Consider the following 19188-nt stretch of genomic DNA (forward strand, 5'->3'; position numbering starts at 1 on the left):
GGCACGCCGGTCCGACACAATCCCACGCCGGTGGCTGTGCCGCCCGCCGGCCTTTCTTGAAAAGGTTTGCCATGGAACGCAAGCAGGTATTGGTGTACAGGGCATTGCCGCCAGCGCAGCTCGCACGCTTACAGGCTGTCGCTGACGTCATCCAGGCGGATCCTCGCGATCCTGCGCAGCTTGGCGCGTTTCACGATGCGCTGGCGACCGCGGACGGCCTGATCGGTTCAAGCTACCGGATCGACGACATACTGCTTGATCGCGCGCCAAAGCTGAAAGCCATCTCCACGATATCGGTCGGTGTCGACCAGTTCCCGCTCGAATCGCTCGCCCGACGCGGCATCACCTTGTGCCATACCCCGGGCGTGCTCACCGAAACTGTGGCCGACCTGCTGTTTGCAATGATACTGGGCACCAGCCGGCGTATCGTCGAACTAGGCCGTTATGTGCAGCAGGGCCGCTGGAAGAAAAACCTCGGTGATGACATGTTTGGCTGGGATGTCTATGGCAAGACGGTGGGTATCCTGGGATATGGGCGCATCGGTCAGGCGCTTGCGCGCCGCGCTGCGCTGGGCTTCGACATGCCCGTTCTCTATCATTCGCGTCGTCTGGTCGACAGCGGCCTGCCCGACGGCAGGGCGCGCGCGGCCGGCTTCGAAGAGGTTCTGCGCGAATCCGATTTTGTGGTCGTGCTGTTGCCGCTCACCGATCAGACACGCGGCCTGATCGGTGCGAAAGAGTTGGCGCTGATGAAGCCCGAGGCCATCCTGATCAATGGCGCCCGCGGCCCTATCGTGGACGAAGATGCATTGCTGGATGCGCTGGACCGCGACCGCTTGCGCGGCGCAGGCCTGGATGTGTTTAATGTTGAGCCTTTGCCGCTGGATTCGCCGCTACGCGATCACCCCAAAGTGATGGCGCTGCCGCACGCCGGTTCGGCCACGCACGAAACGCGTGCCGCCATGGCACGCATGGCGGTCGACAACCTGCTGCTGGCGCTGGAAGGCAAACCGCCTCTGGCGGCTTATCCCTTGGCGTAACTCTGCCGCGCAGGCTGCGTCTCGTTGACCACCTCGTGATAGAGCGCCGCGTAGCGCGCGGCTGCCTGCGGCCAACTCATGTGACCCGCCAGGGCCAGGCCGGCCTTGGCCAGTTGCGTGTATAGGGTAGGGTCGGACAATAGCCTGTCGATCGCCGCGGCAATGTCTGCGGCATTGTCGGGGTCGTCCAAGACCAGCGCATCCTCGCCGTCTTGTATGAATTCCGCAAAGCCGCAATAGCGCTTGCCGCTCAAGATCACCGGCAGGCCATACGACATGGCTTCCAGCGGCACCATGCCGAAGGCATCCCCCGTAGTGGGAAACACGCAGAGATCCGCAGCCGCATAGAATGGCGCCACATCGCGCTGCGCGGGCCACACATGTACCCGATTCCCCATGCCGGCCTGTTCGGCCAGCGCACGGATGCGCGGCGCTACCTGCGGCTCGCCGCCAACCACGATCACACCCAGACTCGTAGTGGCCAAGGGCAGGGCGCGCAGCAGCGCGCCAAACCCCTTGCGCATGGGGTCATTGGCAATCAGGATGGCCAGCGGGCCATCGGCTGGCAAGTTCAACTGTTCGCGCGCCAACCGGCGCGCATCGTCGCGGGCACAAAGCACCGGCAACCGTACAGCGGGCGGGATGATCTCGGGGGGCGTGGCATGCGGGTACGCCGTTTTGATTTGCGCCGCGATCAGCGGTGACACGGCCACCAGCCGATGGCCGGGTCGGTGCCGATAGCGGCCGGCTTCCATGGCCAGGTAAGCGAGCCACCTTGGGCTGGTCCATGTGCCCAGCCATCGGCGCCACCCGCACCGATGGTGAAGGCGCGCATACCGCACGGGCATTACATGCACGCCATGCACATTGCCCAGCCAGCTATTTTCATGCGTATGCACCACATCAAAGTTGCGCGTAAGACGCCAGCATTTGAGTGTAAAGTGCAGCAAATTGAGCCATCGCGGCAGGCCTTGGATACGAGGCGCAACGGTGTGCGGCAGGTTCAGTGCGCTGGCCCATTGCTGGCAAAATACATGCACATCATGCGTGGTGGCAAGCTCGGTGAGCAGGTTTTCCGCATAGGCCTCGGCGCCGCCAAACCGGCTGCCAAAATTGCGGCTAATGAACGCAACCCTTGGCCGTTCAACGTGTGTGGCCGGCGCCCCGTTTATCTTCATAGTTTGTTGTCAGTTTTTGTAGGAGCAGTAGGAAGCTGGTGGTGCGCAGCACGGGCACTCGAGGCAGCTCGAACAGGCTGGCACCTGGCTGTGCCCGGCCACGATCGGTGGTGGTAGCGCTGGTGTATCCGGCTTTGCGTACCAGATGCACATGGTTTGCGTCGTAATGGCCGTAGGGGTAGCAAAATGCTTCGCAGGGGGCGCCGGACAACGCCGCTAGCATGGTGCGGGATCGGCTGAGCTGCGTCACGGCTTCGTCGGGCGGAAGCGCGGGCAGATCGACGTGGTCAATTGTGTGTGAGCCCGCCTCATTGCCCGCCGCCACCCAGTCTCGCAGTTCCTGGGCGTCCATGAGCGGGGCGCTTGGTACGCCTTCCGAGGCGTCCCAGAAGTTGTGGCCCCCAAGATGCCCCGCCACGAAATAGTTGGTGGCCGTAAAGCCGAGTGATTGCAGCACCGGCAAGGCATGACGATGCACATTGCGAAAGCCATCGTCGAACGTCAGGCCAAACACCTTGCCTGTGCGCTCGCCCGCCAGGTAGGGGGCGAGATCGCGCATGGAGAGCCCACGGTAGCCCAGTGCCTTGAGCCAGCGCATATGACGTGCGAAAGTACCCGGCGCGACCGACAGGCTGCGATACGGGGTGCCGCGCGGAGACGGCCGCGCGATCTGGTGATACATCAGTATGGGGATAGGCCGTGGGCTGCTGACGGGCATGTACAGGTTGGGTGCTTATTGACGGGCCGATAGGGCGCAGGCCTGCCTGGCCAGGGCGGTGATGGTATCCCATTGGCGCCCGGTGACCGCGCTGTCGGGGATGATCCACGATCCGCCCACGCATTTCACATTGGGTAGCGCCATGTACTGGGCCGCGTTGACGGCGTTGATCCCGCCGGTGGGGCAGAAAGAAAGCTCGGGCAGGGGGCCATACAGTGCCTTGAGCAGGCCAATGCCGCCCACCGCCTCGGCAGGAAACAGCTTGAGTTCGGTAAAGCCGTGTTCAGCTGCGTACATGGCCTCGGAGGGTGTGGCCACCCCCGGCAGGAAGGGGATGTCGACCTGCGCAGCGGCGCGAGCGAGCTCGGGTGTCAGGCCAGGGCTGACACCGAACTTGGCGCCGGCACGCAGCGCGTCATCAAGCTGGCCCGGGCTGCGCACTGTGCCGACGCCCACCAGCGCATCAGGCACCGCATCGGCGATCATGCGGATGGCGTCCAACGCCGCATCCGAGCGCAGCGTAATTTCGAGACTGCGTATGCCGCCGGCCACCAGCGCGCGTGCGAGGTCGACGGCAGAGTCGATCTCTTTGATGACGATGACTGGCATGACAGGGCTGTGCTGAAGCAATTCAAGGGCATTCATGGTGCGGGCAATCCAAAAAGGCGGCGCTGGCGCGGTTGATTTGCGGGCCAGCCCGGGGGCAATAGTTGTGGAGAATTGTTCCCGGGCGTGCACTGTTCTATATTGTAAGCAGTAAACGTTCGCCGGGCGCGGCACGGGGCCGTGGAAAGGCCACTCGGAAACACGGTACGGCCTCGGTGGATATGGGCGCAGTGACGACGGATGCCGGCCGCGCAGCGCTCATCCGCGCGATCTTCGGCCCGTCGTTTCTGCGCTTTATTCAGGGCAGATGCCGCAGTGTTCCCGATTTGCCCATGAGCAGCGGCGCGTTCAGCTGGACGGCACGCTTCAGGTAATCCCACAACGCCATCACGCGGGCACTCTGGCGCAAATCCTCATGGCAATACATCCAGAAGCTGCGCGACACATCGATATCGTCGGGCAACACCACCCGCAGCCTGTCGTCTTGTTCTGCCATAAAGCAGGGTAGGATGGCCAGCGACTGGCCCTGAAGCACCGCATGGTACTGGGCGATCACGCTGGTGCTGCGAAAGGTGACGTGTGAATCGGGAATGATGTCGTCCAGATAGCGCAGCCGGTCGCTGAACATGAGTTCTTCCACATAGCCGATGAAAGCGTGATGCGCCAGATCGGCCTTGTTGCGTATTGGTGCCGATGCCGCCAGGTAATCCGCGCGACCATATAGCTTGAGGGCGTAATCGTGCAGTTTGGTGCATAAGTATGGGCCGCGTTGCGGGCGTTCGAGCGCAATGGCAATGTCCGCTTCGCGCTTGGACAGGCTGATGAAACGGGGCACCGGCAGGATATCGAGCGTAATGGCGGGGTAGCGCTGCTGGAACGCGATCATCAATGGCGACAGCACATAACTGCCGAAGCCTTCGGTCGAACCAACGCGCAAATGGCCCGACAAGGTTTCGGACTGCCCCGAAATCGCCTCGCGCGCGCTGAACAGCGTGCCTTCAATCTGCTCCGCATAGGCGAATAGACGAGAACCGTCTTCGGTGAGGGTAAAGCCCGTGACCTTGGACTTGCTGAAGAGGACGGTGTCCAACTCGCGTTCCAGTGCCTGGATGCGCCGCGACACCGTGGTGTGCCGAACGCCCAGCCGAGTGGCAGCCGCGCTGACGCGCTGCGTGCGCGCGACCTCAAGAAAGTAACGTAGTCCGTCCCAGTCCAGCATGATGTGCAAAAGTTGGCATTGAATGTGCAAATATTTTGGTAGAAATATGTTTTTTACACAACTACACTGGGTCGGCAGGGCGATGCTTTAGATGTTGTAGGTGGTTTTATACAGAACGAGAACTACATCGGAGACACCCATGAAAAAAACCTTCACGTTGTCACTGCTCGCTGGCCTGTTGTCTACGGGCCTGGCGGCGCACGCGGCAGACAAGCCGCCGGTCAAAATCGGCATTCTCACCGATATGTCCGGTACCTACGCCGCCATGGGAGGGCCTGGGTCGGTGGCGGCGGCGCGCCTGGCCATTGAAGACTGCCTCAAGGCTGATTGCAAGGGCATGAAAATCGACCTTGTTTCGGCCGATAACCAAAACAAAGCCGACGTCGGCGCATCCAAGGCCCGCGAATGGTTCGATCGCGAAGGTGTCACCGCAGTGGCGGATCTCACCAACTCCGCTGTGGCGCTGGCAGTCCAGGGCATAGCCAAAGAAAAGGACAGGGTTGCGCTGTTTTCCGGTCCGGCCACAACCGGCCTCACGAACGACAACTGCTCACCCGTAGGCTTTCACTGGATGTTCGACGTCTATTCACAGTCGGTAGGTGGGGTGAAAGCCATGTATGACAAGGGCGGCAAGTCCTGGTACTTCATTACCGTCGATTACGCCTTCGGCCATTCTCTCGAGAAAGGGGCCGCGGACATGGTCAAGAAGCTGGGCGGGACGGTAGTGGGCTCGGTGCGCCATCCGCTCAATGTGCCCGACTTTGCCTCTTACCTGCTGCAGGCACAGAGCTCCCGCGCCCAGGTTGTAGCCATGGCCAACAGCGGCGCAGATGTTGTCAATGCTATCAAGCAGGCACGCGAGTTCGGTATCGTTGCTGGCGGCCAGCGGCTTGCGTCGCTGCTGATTTTCTTGTCCGACCTGCGTGCGCTCGGTTTGCAGAACGCTCAGGGGCTGACGTACGTAGATGGCTTCTATTGGGATTTCGACGACAAAACTCGTGCATGGTCCGATCAATTTGCCAAGGCGTTCAATGGCCTAAAACCTACCATGACGCACGCGGGCGTGTATTCCAGCGTACTGCATTACCTGAAAGCGGTAGCCGCGTCGGGGTCGACGCAAGGCAGCGTCGTGGCGGAAAAAATGCGCGAGATCCCCATTGACGATCCGGTCATGCGCAATGCCTCGATCCGCCCAGACGGCCGCGTTATCCACGACATGTATCTATATGAAGTCAAGCGTCCCGAAGAGTCCAAGGGTGAATGGGACATCGCCAAACTCGTCGCCACCATCCCTGCTGCGGATGCTTTCCAGCCGCTCTCCGAATCCACGTGCCCGTTGGTCAAGAAGTCATGACGCCAAGGCACGCGGTGTGGGGGCGGCGCCCCAATACCCGTTTTATTGCATAACCTGCATTACGTCAGGCCTACCAGGAGACATCAATGAGTGCAGTACCCCGTATCCCCTTGCTGATTGGCGGCAAGCTGGTGCAGTCCAAAACCACCGAATGGCGTGACGTCCTCAACCCGGCCACCCAGGAGGTTGTCGCCCAGGTGCCCTTTGCAACCAAGGAAGAGCTGGACATGGCCGTGGCCAATGCACGGGAAGCCTACCAGACCTGGCGCAATACCAGCCAGGCGACCCGTACCCGTGTGATGCTCAACCTGCAGAAGCTGGTGCGCGACAACGTCGGTGCGCTGGCCAAATCCATTTCCCTGGAGCACGGCAAAACCCTGCCCGATGCCGAGGGCGAAGTAGGGCGCGGCCTCGAAGTCATCGAGCATGCCTGCGCCATGGCTTCACTGCAGCTGGGCGAGTATGCCGAGAATGCCGCCACAGGCATCGACGTCTACACCCTGATCCAGCCCCTGGGGGTGTGCGCCGGCATTACGGCGTTCAATTTCCCTATCATGCTGCCGTGCTTCATGTTCCCCATGGCCATTTCGGCAGGCAACACCTTTATCCTCAAGCCTTCTGAGCAAGATCCCAGCTCGTCGCTCATGTTGGCCCAGTTGGCGCTCGAAGCCGGCTTGCCGCCTGGCGTACTCAACGTTGTACATGGCGGCCCGGATATTGCAAACGCCATCTGTGAGCATCCCGACATCAAGGCTATTTCCTTCATTGGCTCCACGCATGTGGGCACGCAGATCTATCGCCGCGCCTCTGAGCACGGCAAGCGCTGCCAGGCCATGATGGGTGCCAAGAACCATTGCGTCATCTTGCCGGATGCCGACCGCGAAGTGGCCCTCAATCAACTGGTGGGCGCGGCATTCGGCGCCGCCGGCCAGCGCTGTATGGCGATTTCCGTGGCTGTGATTGTTGGCGAGGCCAAAGAATGGCTGCCGGACTTCGTTGAGCGGGCCAAAAAGCTCAAGGTCAATATCGGTTCCGACCGCGAAGCCGACCTAGGTCCGCTGGTGTCGTCCGCTGCCCGCGCTCGCGTGGAGGGCCTCATCCAAAAGGGTCTGGACGAAGGCGCGGAGCTGCTGCTGGACGGCCGAAACATCCAGGTGAAAGGCTACGAAAAAGGCAATTTTGTCGGGCCGACCGTATTTAGTGGTGTCAAACCCGAGATGGCAATCTATCACCAAGAGGTATTCGGCCCTGTGCTGTGTGTGGTGTGTGTGGATACGCTCGAAGAGGCGGTGGAATTTATCAACCAAAACCCCAACGGTAACGGCGTTTCCATCTTTACACAGGATGGCGGTGCTGCGCGTTACTTCCAGCACAATATCGACGTGGGCCAGATCGGTATCAATATCCCCATTCCGGTACCGGTTGCCTGGTTCAGCTTTACCGGGTCCCGCGCGTCCAAGCTTGGCGATCTCGGCCCCAACGGTAAACAGGCAGTTATGTTCTGGACGCAAACCAAAACCGTCACTGCGCGTTGGTCCGCCCACGCGCAAGGGGTCAACACGACCATCTCAATGAAGTAGCCGTATACAACCCGTCCGGTCTCCTTGAGGCGGCCGGACGGCCACGCGGCAGCCTTGATCTCTCCCTGCGGCCCCTCACACCCAACGGGTACAACCAGCACGACAGCCTTCAGAGCCTCCAAGGCCCCCATAGCGCCCACGGCGCTCAAGTCTCCCTGGTCTCCCACGTCTCCCACGTCTCCCACGTCTCCCACGTCTCCTGCGTTTCCTACGTCTCCTGCGTTTCCTACGTTTCCCACGTTTCCCACGTTTCCTGCGTTTCCCACGTTTCCTGCGTTTCCTACGTTTCCTACGTTTCCCACGTTTCCCACGTTTCCCACGTTTCCCACGTTTCCCACGTTTCCCACGTCTCCTACGTTTCCCACGTCTCCTACGTTTTCTACCCGCCCCGCGGCCCTCATTGCTCTCACGGCTCCACTGGCCTCATGGTCGGAACAGGTTGCGCAGTCCAAATGCGGCGTGCCAACTAAACTAATAGCAAATAATTATATAAAACCATTTCTATATTCCATATAATGGCCTATCCCCTGGGCCACACAAACCATATATAAATGGGTAATAACGGGCCCTCTTTTACAGGCCTGTTTCCATGAATCTCCAGCAGTTCCGGTTCGTCCGTGAAACTATCCGGCGCAACTTCAACCTCACCGAGGCTGCGCGCGCGCTTTATACCTCTCAGCCAGGGGTTTCCAAAGCCATCATCGAATTCGAAGATGAGCTGGGCATCAAGATTTTCGAGCGCCACGGCAAGCGTATCAAAGGCCTTACCAAGCCCGGACACGCGGTCGCACAGGTTATCGACCGCATCATGCGTGAAGTCGACAATCTCAAAAAAGTCAGCGACGAGTTCGCAAGACGAGACGAAGGCGGCCTCGTGATCGGTTGCACACACGCCCAGGCGCGATACATCTTGCCCCGTGTCATCCCCGAGTTCCGCAAGCAGTTTCCCAAGGTGCGGGTATCGCTGGCCGAGGGCAACCCGCCTCACCTGGCAAAGATGGTGCTGCACGAGCAGGCTGATGTCGCCATCGCCACCGAAACCCTGGCCAATACGCCGGGCCTGGCCGCGCTCCCGGTCTATTCGTGGGAGCATGTCATTGTGGTGCGGCCCGATCATCCGCTGGCCGAGCTTACTTCCACGCAAGCCCGCAATGTGACGCTGGATCAGATTGCCGCATACCCCATCGTCACGTACGACCACGCCTTTTCGGGCCGCAATGCCATTGACCAGGCCTTCGCCGCCCATGATATCGAGCCCGATATCGTGCTCGAGGCGATCGACGCCGACGTGATCAAGACCTACGTGGATGTGGGCCTGGGCATAGGCATTATCGCCGGCATGGCCTATGATCCGCGCCGCGACAAGGGCCTGATCGGCCTTCCGGCGGGGCACCTTTTCGGTACACACACCACCCGCGTCGCTGTCAAGGCAGGTGTGTTCCTGCGCGACTACGTCTATGTCCTGCTCGAGATGCTTGCTCCTGAACTTACCCGGGAGGTTGTGCAAGAGGCCATCGATTCAGCGCAACGGACGGAGCCGGTGCTGGCATTAGTTGCCAAATAAGGTTGCGCTGATAAATTTTTACATTGCGGTTCTGTTGACAATGGAAATAGGAATGATTATCGTTACCGAACTTTCCTATTCCGGAGCCTTCTCATGTCTCAACTTGTCAGCGCAGTGGTTGTCGGGGCCGATCGGCTAGGCAATATCCCAGAGCTACTCAGGGTACACAACATTGCCATCCGTCATCACATCAGTGGCCGCGATCCTTCACACCAGAAAAAAACCCTTCAGCTCCCCTCGGGTACAGAGCTGCTCATCCTGCTTACAGATTTTCTCGGCCACAACGTCATGAAAACCTTTCGCGCAGCGGCGCAGCGTGCAGGCATACGGGTGCTGGCGTGCCGCCGCTCGGTTTGCAGCATGAAGCAGGCGCTCAACCAGTGCGGTTACTGTGAAAGCTGCCAAGTTTCGGTCAATGCGCAAGTGTCCCGTATTCAAGCACAATCCGAAGCGCGCAAGGGGCAGCCCCGCGTGCGGCTGCGCAACTAGATTAAGCGCGCCAGGTTCCTGGCCGCCGACGCGGCAGCCTCGCGTACGGTTACGCAACGGCCACAACAAAAATAAAACAGATCGGCAAAGCAAAAGGCGCCATCATTTGATGGCGCCTTTTGCTGCGTTTTTGCTGCGTGTTGAAGGCTTAACGCATCACTACTTTGGCGGTGGATTTGGCGGGTGTCTTCTTTGCTGTCGTCTTGGTTGTGGCCTTCTTGGCGGGCGATGGAGCTGGCTTGGACGTGGAAACCGCCTTCGCCTTGACTGTCGTCTTGGTGCGTGTCGTGGCCTTCTTGGGAGCCTTGGCTGCCGGCTTGCTGCTTGCCTTGGCCGTCGTCGTCTTGACAATGTCAGTGCCAGCGTCGGTAGTGCTGGCAGTGTCGATGGCGGTGTCTACCGCCAAAGTATTGGATGCCGCGGCCAAGCGGCGTGCGCCGTTATAGCGCTTTGCCCAATAGGTAATGTCCATGTTTTCGACGCGTACCACGGCGCCTGAACGAGGAGCATGCACGAACTTGCGATTGCCTAGGTAGATGCCTACGTGCGAAAACCGATGGCCGCGCGTATTGAAAAACACCAGGTCGCCTCGCTTGAGCTCATCGTGCTCGACCGCCTTGCCGGCGTGAGCGAGATCCCTAGAGCGCCGGGGCAGTTTCAGGCCTAGTGATTGTTCTGCCGCGTAGACCACCAGGCCGCTGCAGTCGAAACCCGATTCGGGTTCGTCGCCGCCAAAACGGTACTTGGTGCCTATAAGGCTGAGCGCAGTGGCGACCATGGTGGGGCTGGAGGCCTGGGCGTGCGAAATGGGGTAGTCGCTGCGCTCGCGCGTGGCCAGGTATGAGCCCAGCGGATCGGACTGCGTACGGGAGAGGTAACTATTGCGAAGCTGACGATTGATCGAGCTGGCGGCGGAGGCGTCGGCGTGCTGGGCGGAGTTGTTTGCGGCGCACCCGGCAAGCGCGACAGAAGAAACGACCACCAGGATTTTGGCAAAACGCCACAGATTCAATGGGATATTTGACGGAGATAGGCGGCTGAGCTGTTGTGGCGGCATGGTCTTGACGTTTCAGCTTGCGTAAAGCTGCCCTGTGGAGATGCCCGAAGTTGCCGTCAATTGACGATAACAATGAGCCATCAATGTGCAAAACCGTGCTATCTGGTCGAGCTTTACGCAAATTAAAATTTCGGAATTGGGCAAGTTTAACGAAACGTCATGGGGGGGTAAAGGCTTTTTCTGGTTTTTTACATTTATGTCAATCTATCCAAATGTGGGATACGCAGTTTCGGAAATAGGTATTTTCCGTTATGACCCAGCGCTTTACGTGGCGCGCGCGCCGGGCTAGCCTTATAAACCCGCGGCCACTCCGGCCTGGTCTCTGAGCGTTGGCGGTACCGCCAGCATCGTAACAACTGATAGGATTCTGAATGAATACCAAACCCGTCTTGACCCTTACCGAGGTAAAAGCCATTCTCAATGCCGCCGAGAAGCACGCGGCAGCCAACAACTGGGCGGTAACCATCAGTGTTGTGGACGACGGCGGCCATTTATTGGGCATGGCACGCCTGGATGGCGCGGCACCCATCTCCGCCCAGATTTCGCCAGCCAAGGCCCGTACGGCCGCTCTTGGCTGTCGTGAATCAAAGGGTTATGAAGACGTCATCAATCAAGGCCGCATTGCTTTTCTGTCCGCACCTGGCCTGGACGGTATGCTTGAAGGCGGGGTGCCGGTAGTTGCGCAAGGGCGTGTTATTGGCGCTGTGGGCGTATCTGGCGTCAAATCATCTGAAGACGTCGAGATCGCCAAGGCGGGTATCGCCGCACTTGGCCTATAGCGCGTCCGGTTGCCGCACCTATGTTCCGTAATGCGCTGAATCCCGGCGTCACACGTCGGGAAGCCTGGAGTTGGGCGATGTACGACTTCGCCAACTCGGGCTATACCACCGTCGTCCTGACCGCTGTATTCAGCGCCTATTTTGTTGGCGTAGTGGCCGAAGGCAAAGACTGGGGTACGCTGGCGTTCACCGCTGCGCTATCGCTCTCCTACCTGGCGGTCATGCTTACCATGCCCACGCTTGGCGCCCGGGCAGACGCCCGCGCCGGAAAGCGTCGGCTTCTCTACACCAGCACGGTAGGCTGTGTTCTCGCGACAGCGCTGCTCGCATTTACCGGTCCCGGCAACATCATGTGGGGCTTAGTGGTTATCGGGCTGTCCAATTATTGCTATTGCGTCGGAGAATCCGTCGTCGCAGCCTTTCTACCCGAGATCGCGCGTCCAGAGGCGCTGGGGCGGGTGTCGGGATGGGGCTGGAGTTTCGGCTATTGCGGCGGCATGCTCTCGCTGGGGGTATCGTTGGCGTTGGTCCTGCACGCCAGCAATGCAGGTCAACACGCCAGCCAGTATGTGCCGCACGTTATGCTGCTTACCGCATCGATCTTCGCAGTGGCGGCGCTGCCATCTTTTTTCTTCTTGCGCGAGCGCACGCCAGCGAGCCAGCAGGCCACCGAGCCGCTGTTGCGCCGCCTCGCTGCCGCGTGGCGTGATACGTCGCGCAATTTTCGTGATTTTCGCCTGCTGTTGTGCTGCATCTCCTGTTATCAGGCAGGTATTTCCGTTGTTATCACGCTTTCCTCCGTCTACGCCACGCAGGCCATGGGGTTTTCGATGGCCCAGACCATGACGCTGGTGTTCACGGTCAATATCGCCGCAGCCCTGGGTGCGTTTCTGTTTGGCTATCTGCAAGACAAGATTGGCCACAAGACTGCGCTCTCGCTCACGTTGCTGGGCTGGATGGTGATGATTGTGCTGGCCTACGCGGCAGTGCGCCCACCGCTGTTCTGGGCGGCTGCCACGGTGGCGGGCTTGTGCATGGGTACTAGCCAGAGCGCAGGTCGGGCGATGGTAGGCGCCATGGCACCGGCGGGGCGTCTGGCCGAGTTCTATTCGCTGTGGACATTCGCGGTCCAGTTGGCGGCAGTGGTTGGGCCGCTTTGCTATGGCTTGGTTACCTGGCTTAGCGGCGGCAATCATCGGGCGGCGCTGCTGTCTACGGGGCTTTTCTTTGTAGGCGGGCTGCTGCTGTTGTGGCGTGTGGATTTCGCCCGTGGCGTCCGTGTGCGTGATGCCGCCGTGCGAGCTACTATCAACTCATCAATGGTGTGAGCCCATATTGCGACGCACGGGGGAGTGTCGATCACCAGATACCGTTCCGCCTGCTGTCAGTCTGACGTAAGGGTCGCGCGCTAGGGTGGGTCATAGCACAGTGCCGTTCTGCAAAATTCGTGCCGAAAAAATTAATTCAATACAGGAGCCAATCAAATGTCTACGGAAATTGAATCCGTCCTCACCGAAAACCGCGTGTTTCCGCCGTTCCCAAACCTGGTCAAAGACGCGGCCATTTCCGGCATGGACAATTATCTGGCCATGTGCGCGTCTGCTCAAGCGGATCCCGAAGCTTTCTGGGGAAAGCTTGCGCGCGAAAATCTGGTCTGGACCAAGCCCTTCAGGCAGGTGATTGACAGTAGCAATGCTCCTTTCTATCGCTGGTTCGGTGATGGCGAGCTGAATGTTTCCGCGAATTGCCTGGACCGTCATCTGGGCACGCCGGTGGCCAATAAAACCGCGCTCATCTTCGAGGCTGACGACGGCCAGGTTACCACCATCACATACAAAGACTTGTACGCGCGTGTGTGCGAGTTCGCCAACGGCATCAAGGCCTTGGGGTATAAAACAGGCGATCGCGCCATTATCTACATGCCGATGTCGATCGAGGTCGTTGTGGCCATGCAGGCCTGCGCGCGGCTGGGCATCATCCATTCTGTGGTGTTCGGCGGGTTTTCGTCCAAAAGCCTGCACGAGCGCGCGGTGGACGTTGGCGCTTCGCTGGTTATTACGGCCGACGCGCAGCGCCGCGGCGGCAAGGAAATTCCGCTTAAGAGCGCGGTGGACGAAGCGCTCGCAATGGGCGGTTGTGAGGCGGTGCGCAACGTCATCGTCTATCGACGCACCGGCGGCAATGTCGCCTGGCATGAAGGGCGCGACCGTTGGATGCATGAGGTAAGCGCCGGCCAGCCGCCGGAGTGCCCCGCGGTGCCGCTCAATGCCGAGCACCCGCTGTTCATTCTGTATACCTCGGGCTCCACGGGTAAGCCAAAAGGCGTGCAGCATGCGTCGGGTGGCTTTTTGTTGTGGGCGCTGCTCACCATGCAATGGACGTTCGACGCCAAAGATAGCGATGTGTTCTGGTGCACGGCCGACGTGGGCTGGGTTACCGGCCACACCTATGTTACCTACGGCCCGCTGGCGGCAGGGCTCACGCAAGTCGTGTTTGAGGGCGTGCCCACCTATCCCGATGTGGGGCGGTTCTGGGAAATGATCGAGCGCCACAAGGTCACGGTGTTCTACACTGCGCCCACTGCTATACGCTCTCTTACCAAGGCCGCCGAGGCCTCGCCAGCGTACCACCCGCGCGAGTACAACCTCACTTCGCTGCGCATCATCGGATCGGTGGGCGAACCCATCAATCCCGAGGCATGGATGTGGTATTACACCAATGTCGGCAAAGAGCGCTGCCCGGTGCTGGACACGTGGTGGCAGACCGAAACAGGCGCCCACATGATTACCCCGCTGCCGGGTGTTACCCCGCTCAAGCCGGGGTCCTGCACCTTGCCATTGCCCGGCATCGAGGCGGCCGTTGTGGATGAGGCCGGCGAAGACGTCGAGCAGGGTAAAGGGGGCTTTCTGGTCATGAAGCAGCCCTGGCCGGGCATGATCCGCACTATTTGGGGAGACCCCGAGCGCTTCAAGAAAAGCTATTTTCCGCCCGAGCTCAAGGGCTACTATCTCGCAGGCGATGGGGCTCAGCGCGACAGCGATGGCTACTTCTGGATCATGGGCCGGATCGACGACGTGTTGAATGTCTCGGGCCACCGTCTGGGCACAATGGAAGTCGAGTCGGCGCTGGTAGCACACCAGTTGGTAGCCGAGGCCGCCGTGGTTGGCCGGCCTGACGACACGACGGGCGAGGCGGTGGTAGCCTTTGTGGTGCTTACCTGCACACTACCCGAGGGCGATGAGGCAGCGCGGATCGCGGCCGAATTGCGTAACTGGGTGGCAAAGGAAATCGGGCCCATTGCCAAACCGCGCGAGATTCGTTTCGGGGATAACCTGCCCAAGACCCGTTCTGGAAAAATCATGCGTCGTTTGCTGCGCGTGGTAGCTAAGGGCGAGGTAGTCACCCAGGACGTATCCACGCTCGAGAACCCCGCTATTCTCGATCAGTTGTCGCAAGCGCGCTGAGATGGCCGGGCCTGTGCCTCCGGGCGCAGGTCCAGAGTATCATGCATCTTTGCGGCAACGTGGCCGAGGCAGGGGTGACTCGATCCGGCCGCCATGCAAGCCAGGCAAGAGTGCCGCTCTTCGCCTGGCTTTTATATGTTTTCGGAGATCATGTTGAACGCGGGCCAGGCTGAACGCGGCGCTTTGTCGCTCATGGTATTGACGGTCGTCTTGTGGGCGTTCAGCTGGATCGCCATGAAATCCCTGGCGACACTGATCGGCCCCTTCGATTTGGTCATGGCGCGCTATGTCATTGCCTTTGTGGTGTTGCTGGCAGTCATGCTGGCCACCCGCCGCCGGCTTGCGCTGCCGCCATTGGGCCTCACGCTGGGGATCGCTGTTTTTCAGACTACGGCCTTTCAGTGTCTGTGCCAGTTGGCACTGATCACCGGCGGCGCTGGCCATGTCGTGATGCTGGCCTACACCATGCCATTCTGGGTCGTGATTTTTGCCTGGTGGCTGCTGGGCGAACGCCCTTCGCGCCGACACATGGTTGGTTTCGCCAGCGCGGCAATCGGGCTGGTCGCCATTATCGCACCCTGGAAAGGCCTTGGCTCGATAGCAGGGTCACTGATAGCCCTGGCGGGCGGGGCGTCGTGGGGCCTGGGCGCAGTCCTGTCCAAAATCCTGTTTGCCCGGCATAAAGCCGAAGTCATGAACGTTGCGGTGTGGCAGATGCTGCTTGGCGTCGTGCTCACCTGGCCTCTTACTCAGCTTTTTCCGCAGCAGGCCATCGTTTGGAACGGCGACCTTGTCGTGGGCCTGCTCTACATGGGCGTTCTGGCCTCGGCCCTGGGCTGGTGGCTGTGGTTATCGGTGGTCCAGCGCGTCAGCGCCACAGTGGCCGGCATGTCCAGCCTGGGCGTACCCGTGCTGACCGTGGTTTTTGCCTGGCTGATCCTGGGCGAACGCGCGTCCGTGGCCGAATTGGCGGGGGTGGCCTTCATCATGGCTGGCTTGGTCATCGTCACGGCCGCTGGCGCCCGTGCGCCCAAATCGACTGCGTCTGCGTGAAGGAGGTGGTGCCCGGAGCGGGAATCGAACCCGCACGCCTTGCGGCTCCGGATTTTAAGTCCGGTATGTCTACCAATTTCATCATCCGGGCAGTGGCGCGATGGCACTGCGATTGCCGGGGTGCCGGCCAGGGGAAAAGGCGATGGCGGAAGCGGTGAGATTCGAACTCACGGACGGGTTGCCCCGTCGCTGGTTTTCAAGACCAGTCCATTCAACCACTCTGGCACGCTTCCGCTGTTGAGCCTGGCCGGCGACTGGGCGCCGCTGGCCGAGAATGGGGATTTTAGCCCGAATTCCGCAGCTCACAGAAGGACGTGAGTGTAGCGCATGCGGGCGCAGCGTGGGCGGGCGATAATAAGCTTTTTTGCAACGGCCCTGATCCAGACAAGAGGATGACATATGAAAGCCATTGAAATTTCGACCCCCGGAGGCCCCGAGGTATTGAAGCTGACCGAGCGGCCAATGCCCGAACCCAAGGCGGGCGAGGTGCTGATCAAGGTTGCGGCGGCAGGCATCAACCGCCCCGACGTCTTTCAGCGCAAGGGGAACTACCCGCCGCCGCCGGGGGCGTCGGATTTGCCTGGCCTTGAAGTGTCGGGCGAGATCGTTGGCGGCGACGTAGGCGATACGGGGTTGGCAGTGGGCGACCAGGTTTGCGCGCTGCTGGCCGGCGGTGGGTACGCCGAATACTGCGTGGCGCCCGCGCCTCAATGCCTGCGCGTGCCCAAAGGCTTGTCGATGGTTGAAGCGGCGGGCTTGCCTGAAACCTACTTTACCGTATGGAGCAATGTGTTCGATCGCGGCCAATTGGCTAAAGGCGAATCGCTGTTGGTGCATGGTGGCGCCAGCGGTATTGGCACCACCGCCATCCAGCTTGCTGTTGCAATGGGCAATACAGTCTATGCAACTGCGGGCAGCGATGAGCGCGTCGAGGCCATACAACGCTTGGGTGCGGCCAAGGGGATCAATTACCGCACGCAGGATTTCGTCACGGAAATCAAGAATGCCACGGACGGCCGCGGGGTCGATGTGATTCTCGATATGGTGGCGGGCGACTATATCAACCGCGACCTCACCTGCCTGGCCGATGACGGCCGTATTGTCATCATCGCCCTGCTGGGCGGTGCCAAAGCCACTATCGACTTGAACCACGTGATGCGGCGTCGGCTGACGGTAACCGGCTCCACGCTGCGTCCGCGTCCGGTGGCCTTCAAGGGCCTGATTGCACAGGCGCTTCAGACCAAGGTGTGGCCTCTGCTCGAAGCGGGGCGCATCAAGCCCATTGTGCATGCCACCTTTCCGCTGGCGCAGGCGAGCGATGCCCACGCCATGATGGACGCTGGCGAGCAGATCGGAAAAATCATCCTCACGCTCTGATCCCGTCGGGAGCGGCCCGTTTTTGTGCGGACGGGCCGCGAACACGCTACAATGCCGGGTTAACCCGATTTTTGATTCCGGCTTTGATGGATACCTGATGGACAACCCGCACAGTCGTAAACGCTTGGTCATGGGCAACTGGAAAATGCATGGCTCCCTGGCGGCCAATGCAATATTGCTCGAAGGCCTGTTGGCTGGCGCCGCATCGGCCGCCAGTTGCGAACTTGCCGTCTGCGTGCCGTTTCCCTACCTTGCGCAGGCTCAGGCCGCGCTGCAGGGCAGTGCTGTTTCATGGGGCGCGCAAGATGTCAGTGCCCATGCGCAGGGCGCTTACACGGGCGAAGTCGCGCCCGGCATGCTTGCCGATTTTGCCTGCGGCTGGGCGCTCGCCGGTCATTCCGAACGTCGCACCATGCACGGCGAAACCGACAAGCTCGTCGCCGACAAGGCTGCAGCGGCGCTCGCGGCAGGTATCACCCCGGTGGTCTGCATTGGCGAAACCCAGGCCGAGCAACAAGCCGGCCAAACGCGCGACATCATCGCCCGCCAGTTGGCGCCCGTGCTCGCACTGGGCGCCCAACAGGTCAATCGCATGGTGTTTGCCTACGAGCCCGTATGGGCCATCGGCACTGGCCTGAGCGCCACACCCGAGCAGGCTCAGGAAGTGCATGCGTTCATCCGCAAACGGCTCGATGGCATCGGCGCCGGGCAGGTTCGCATCCTTTATGGCGGCAGTGTCAAGCCCGACAACGCCGCCCGCCTGTTCGCCATGCCCGACATCGATGGCGCGCTGGTTGGGGGCGCCGCCCTCAAGGCTCAAGACTTTTTACGTATAGCGGCCGCGTAGGCCTCGGAGTTCTTTCATGCAATGGTTGTCATCCGTTCTTTTGGCGGTCCAGGTCATTTCGTCGCTGAGCATCATCGTGCTCGTCTTGCTGCAGCAGGGTAAAGGCGCCGATATGGGGTCGTCCTTCGGTGGTGGCTCCGCGGGCAGCCTGTTCGGCGCAAGCGGGGCGGCCAACTTCCTGTCGCGTACCACCAAGTGGGCTGCCATCGTGTTCTTTGCATCCACGGCCGGCTTGGCTTGGGTGGGGCATCGTCCGGTTGAGCGTAGCCAGGTCCAGGAAGGCGTAATGCAAAACTATCAGGGTGCAGTTCCTGCTTCAGGCGGCGCTGTTCCTGCCGCGCCGGGTGCCGGCCAGGGCGCCGCTGTGCCTGCCGTACCCTCCGTGCCGCAATCCGCAAGCCCCGCGCAGCAACCCGCGCCGGCAACCACCACTGACAAGGCCGACGCCGCCAAGCCCGAAGCGTCCACGTCCCAGTCCGCGCCAGCAAAATAGGCTCGCATCTTGCACAATTTTTGTGCTAGAATAGCCGTCTTTCTTGCCGACGTGGTGGAATTGGTAGACACGCTATCTTGAGGGGGTAGTGGCGAAAGCTGTACGAGTTCGAGTCTCGTCGTCGGCACCAAGACATAAAATCAGGGCGTTTCATAACGACTGATAAAGTACCTGAAGCCCGCATGAACATTAACGTTCTGCGGGTTTTTTGCATTCATCTCCTTGGTGTCGAACCTTTCGACAATCTGCTTGGATTTGCGCCACAGGGTTTGGGCCTCTTGCAAGCGCGTGAGTACGCTGCTGGCCGTCTTGACGCTTAAGAGTAGGGGCCGTGCGATCTCTGAGTTATTGCGCCCTGGGTATTGGTAAT

General features: G+C 60.5%; 17 protein-coding genes and 3 tRNA genes. 13 read left to right on the forward strand and 7 right to left on the reverse strand.

Annotated elements, in window-relative coordinates; genetic code table 11:
* Positions 1-71: 71 nt before the first annotated feature.
* On the forward strand, positions 72-1040 hold the full coding sequence (locus tag LOL23_RS16955; RefSeq protein WP_160979142.1) for a 2-hydroxyacid dehydrogenase: 969 nt from the start codon (positions 72-74) through the stop codon (positions 1038-1040).
* On the opposite strand, the gene LOL23_RS16960 is transcribed toward LOL23_RS16955, so the two are convergent.
* The 4 genes from LOL23_RS16960 to LOL23_RS16975 all read right to left on the reverse strand — a co-directional run bounded on the left by LOL23_RS16960 (position 1025) and on the right by LOL23_RS16975 (position 4761).
* Entirely contained in the window at positions 1025-2218 is a 1194-nt protein-coding gene (locus LOL23_RS16960; protein WP_160979144.1) for a glycosyltransferase family 4 protein, read from the reverse strand. The genes LOL23_RS16955 and LOL23_RS16960 overlap by 16 nt on opposite strands.
* A complete protein-coding gene (locus LOL23_RS16965; protein WP_237173961.1) occupies positions 2184-2936 on the reverse strand; it encodes a polysaccharide deacetylase family protein in 753 nt (250 codons plus the stop codon). The genes LOL23_RS16960 and LOL23_RS16965 overlap by 35 nt, the downstream gene beginning before the upstream one ends.
* Before the next feature lie 15 nt (positions 2937-2951).
* Positions 2952-3581, reverse strand: coding sequence for a bifunctional 4-hydroxy-2-oxoglutarate aldolase/2-dehydro-3-deoxy-phosphogluconate aldolase (locus tag LOL23_RS16970; protein ID WP_160979146.1), 630 nt, complete (start codon positions 3579-3581; stop codon positions 2952-2954).
* Positions 3582-3840: 259 nt separating this feature from the next.
* Positions 3841-4761 carry a LysR family transcriptional regulator gene (locus LOL23_RS16975; protein WP_160979148.1) on the reverse strand — a complete coding sequence of 307 codons (921 nt, stop codon included), beginning with the start codon at positions 4759-4761 and terminating at the stop codon, positions 3841-3843.
* Between the two features lie 139 nt (positions 4762-4900).
* Here LOL23_RS16975 and LOL23_RS16980 point away from each other — a divergent pair, with 139 nt between their 5' ends.
* The 4 genes from LOL23_RS16980 (at position 4901) to LOL23_RS16995 (ending at position 9748) form a co-directional block, all read left to right on the forward strand.
* On the forward strand, positions 4901-6115 hold the full coding sequence (locus LOL23_RS16980) for an ABC transporter substrate-binding protein (protein WP_160979150.1): 1215 nt from the start codon (positions 4901-4903) through the stop codon (positions 6113-6115).
* 86 nt (positions 6116-6201) lie between these two features.
* Positions 6202-7695 (forward strand): CoA-acylating methylmalonate-semialdehyde dehydrogenase, encoded by a 1494-nt coding sequence (locus LOL23_RS16985; protein WP_160979152.1) that lies wholly within the window; start codon positions 6202-6204, stop codon positions 7693-7695.
* Positions 7696-8284: 589 nt separating this feature from the next.
* On the forward strand, positions 8285-9259 hold the full coding sequence (locus LOL23_RS16990; protein ID WP_160979154.1) for a CysB family HTH-type transcriptional regulator: 975 nt from the start codon (positions 8285-8287) through the stop codon (positions 9257-9259).
* A 93-nt stretch (positions 9260-9352) separates the two neighbouring features.
* Positions 9353-9748 (forward strand): DUF2325 domain-containing protein, encoded by a 396-nt coding sequence (locus LOL23_RS16995; protein ID WP_160979156.1) that lies wholly within the window; start codon positions 9353-9355, stop codon positions 9746-9748.
* Positions 9749-9896: 148 nt separating this feature from the next.
* Here LOL23_RS16995 and LOL23_RS17000 read toward each other — a convergent pair whose 3' ends face one another.
* Complete coding sequence (locus tag LOL23_RS17000; protein ID WP_160979158.1) at positions 9897-10805, reverse strand: C40 family peptidase; 909 nt, start codon at positions 10803-10805, stop codon at positions 9897-9899.
* Between the two features lie 371 nt (positions 10806-11176).
* On the opposite strand from LOL23_RS17000, the gene LOL23_RS17005 reads away from it, so the two are divergent.
* The 4 genes from LOL23_RS17005 to LOL23_RS17020 all read left to right on the forward strand — a co-directional run bounded on the left by LOL23_RS17005 (position 11177) and on the right by LOL23_RS17020 (position 16101).
* Positions 11177-11584, forward strand: a complete 408-nt coding sequence (locus LOL23_RS17005) for a GlcG/HbpS family heme-binding protein (protein WP_160979160.1) — start codon at positions 11177-11179, stop codon at positions 11582-11584.
* Positions 11585-11604: 20 nt separating this feature from the next.
* Positions 11605-12912 (forward strand): MFS transporter, encoded by a 1308-nt coding sequence (locus LOL23_RS17010; protein ID WP_160979162.1) that lies wholly within the window; start codon positions 11605-11607, stop codon positions 12910-12912.
* Between the two features lie 156 nt (positions 12913-13068).
* On the forward strand, positions 13069-15048 hold the full coding sequence (gene acs / locus LOL23_RS17015) for an acetate--CoA ligase (protein WP_160979164.1): 1980 nt from the start codon (positions 13069-13071) through the stop codon (positions 15046-15048).
* 150 nt (positions 15049-15198) lie between these two features.
* Positions 15199-16101 (forward strand): DMT family transporter, encoded by a 903-nt coding sequence (locus tag LOL23_RS17020; RefSeq protein WP_237173962.1) that lies wholly within the window; start codon positions 15199-15201, stop codon positions 16099-16101.
* A gap of 6 nt (positions 16102-16107) precedes the next feature.
* Here the strand turns inward: LOL23_RS17020 and LOL23_RS17025 are convergent.
* Both LOL23_RS17025 and LOL23_RS17030 read right to left on the reverse strand, forming a co-directional pair.
* A tRNA-Leu gene (locus LOL23_RS17025) sits at positions 16108-16192 on the reverse strand.
* 52 nt (positions 16193-16244) lie between these two features.
* Positions 16245-16334, reverse strand: a tRNA-Ser gene (locus tag LOL23_RS17030).
* A 166-nt stretch (positions 16335-16500) separates the two neighbouring features.
* Between LOL23_RS17030 and LOL23_RS17035 the strand changes: the two genes are divergently transcribed.
* From LOL23_RS17035 to LOL23_RS17050, 4 genes are all read left to right on the forward strand, one after another.
* Positions 16501-17478 (forward strand): NAD(P)H-quinone oxidoreductase, encoded by a 978-nt coding sequence (locus LOL23_RS17035; protein ID WP_160979166.1) that lies wholly within the window; start codon positions 16501-16503, stop codon positions 17476-17478.
* Between the two features lie 97 nt (positions 17479-17575).
* Complete coding sequence (gene tpiA, locus LOL23_RS17040; protein ID WP_160979168.1) at positions 17576-18325, forward strand: triose-phosphate isomerase; 750 nt, start codon at positions 17576-17578, stop codon at positions 18323-18325.
* A 16-nt stretch (positions 18326-18341) separates the two neighbouring features.
* Positions 18342-18818: a preprotein translocase subunit SecG gene (secG, locus tag LOL23_RS17045; RefSeq protein WP_160979170.1), complete on the forward strand. Its 477-nt coding sequence runs from the start codon at positions 18342-18344 to the stop codon at positions 18816-18818.
* Positions 18819-18863: 45 nt separating this feature from the next.
* A tRNA-Leu gene (locus LOL23_RS17050) sits at positions 18864-18948 on the forward strand.
* Positions 18949-19188 lie beyond the last annotated feature (240 nt).

Source organism: Paracandidimonas lactea (assembly GCF_021653995.1).
GTDB classification, from domain to species: domain Bacteria; phylum Pseudomonadota; class Gammaproteobacteria; order Burkholderiales; family Burkholderiaceae_B; genus Allopusillimonas; species Allopusillimonas lactea.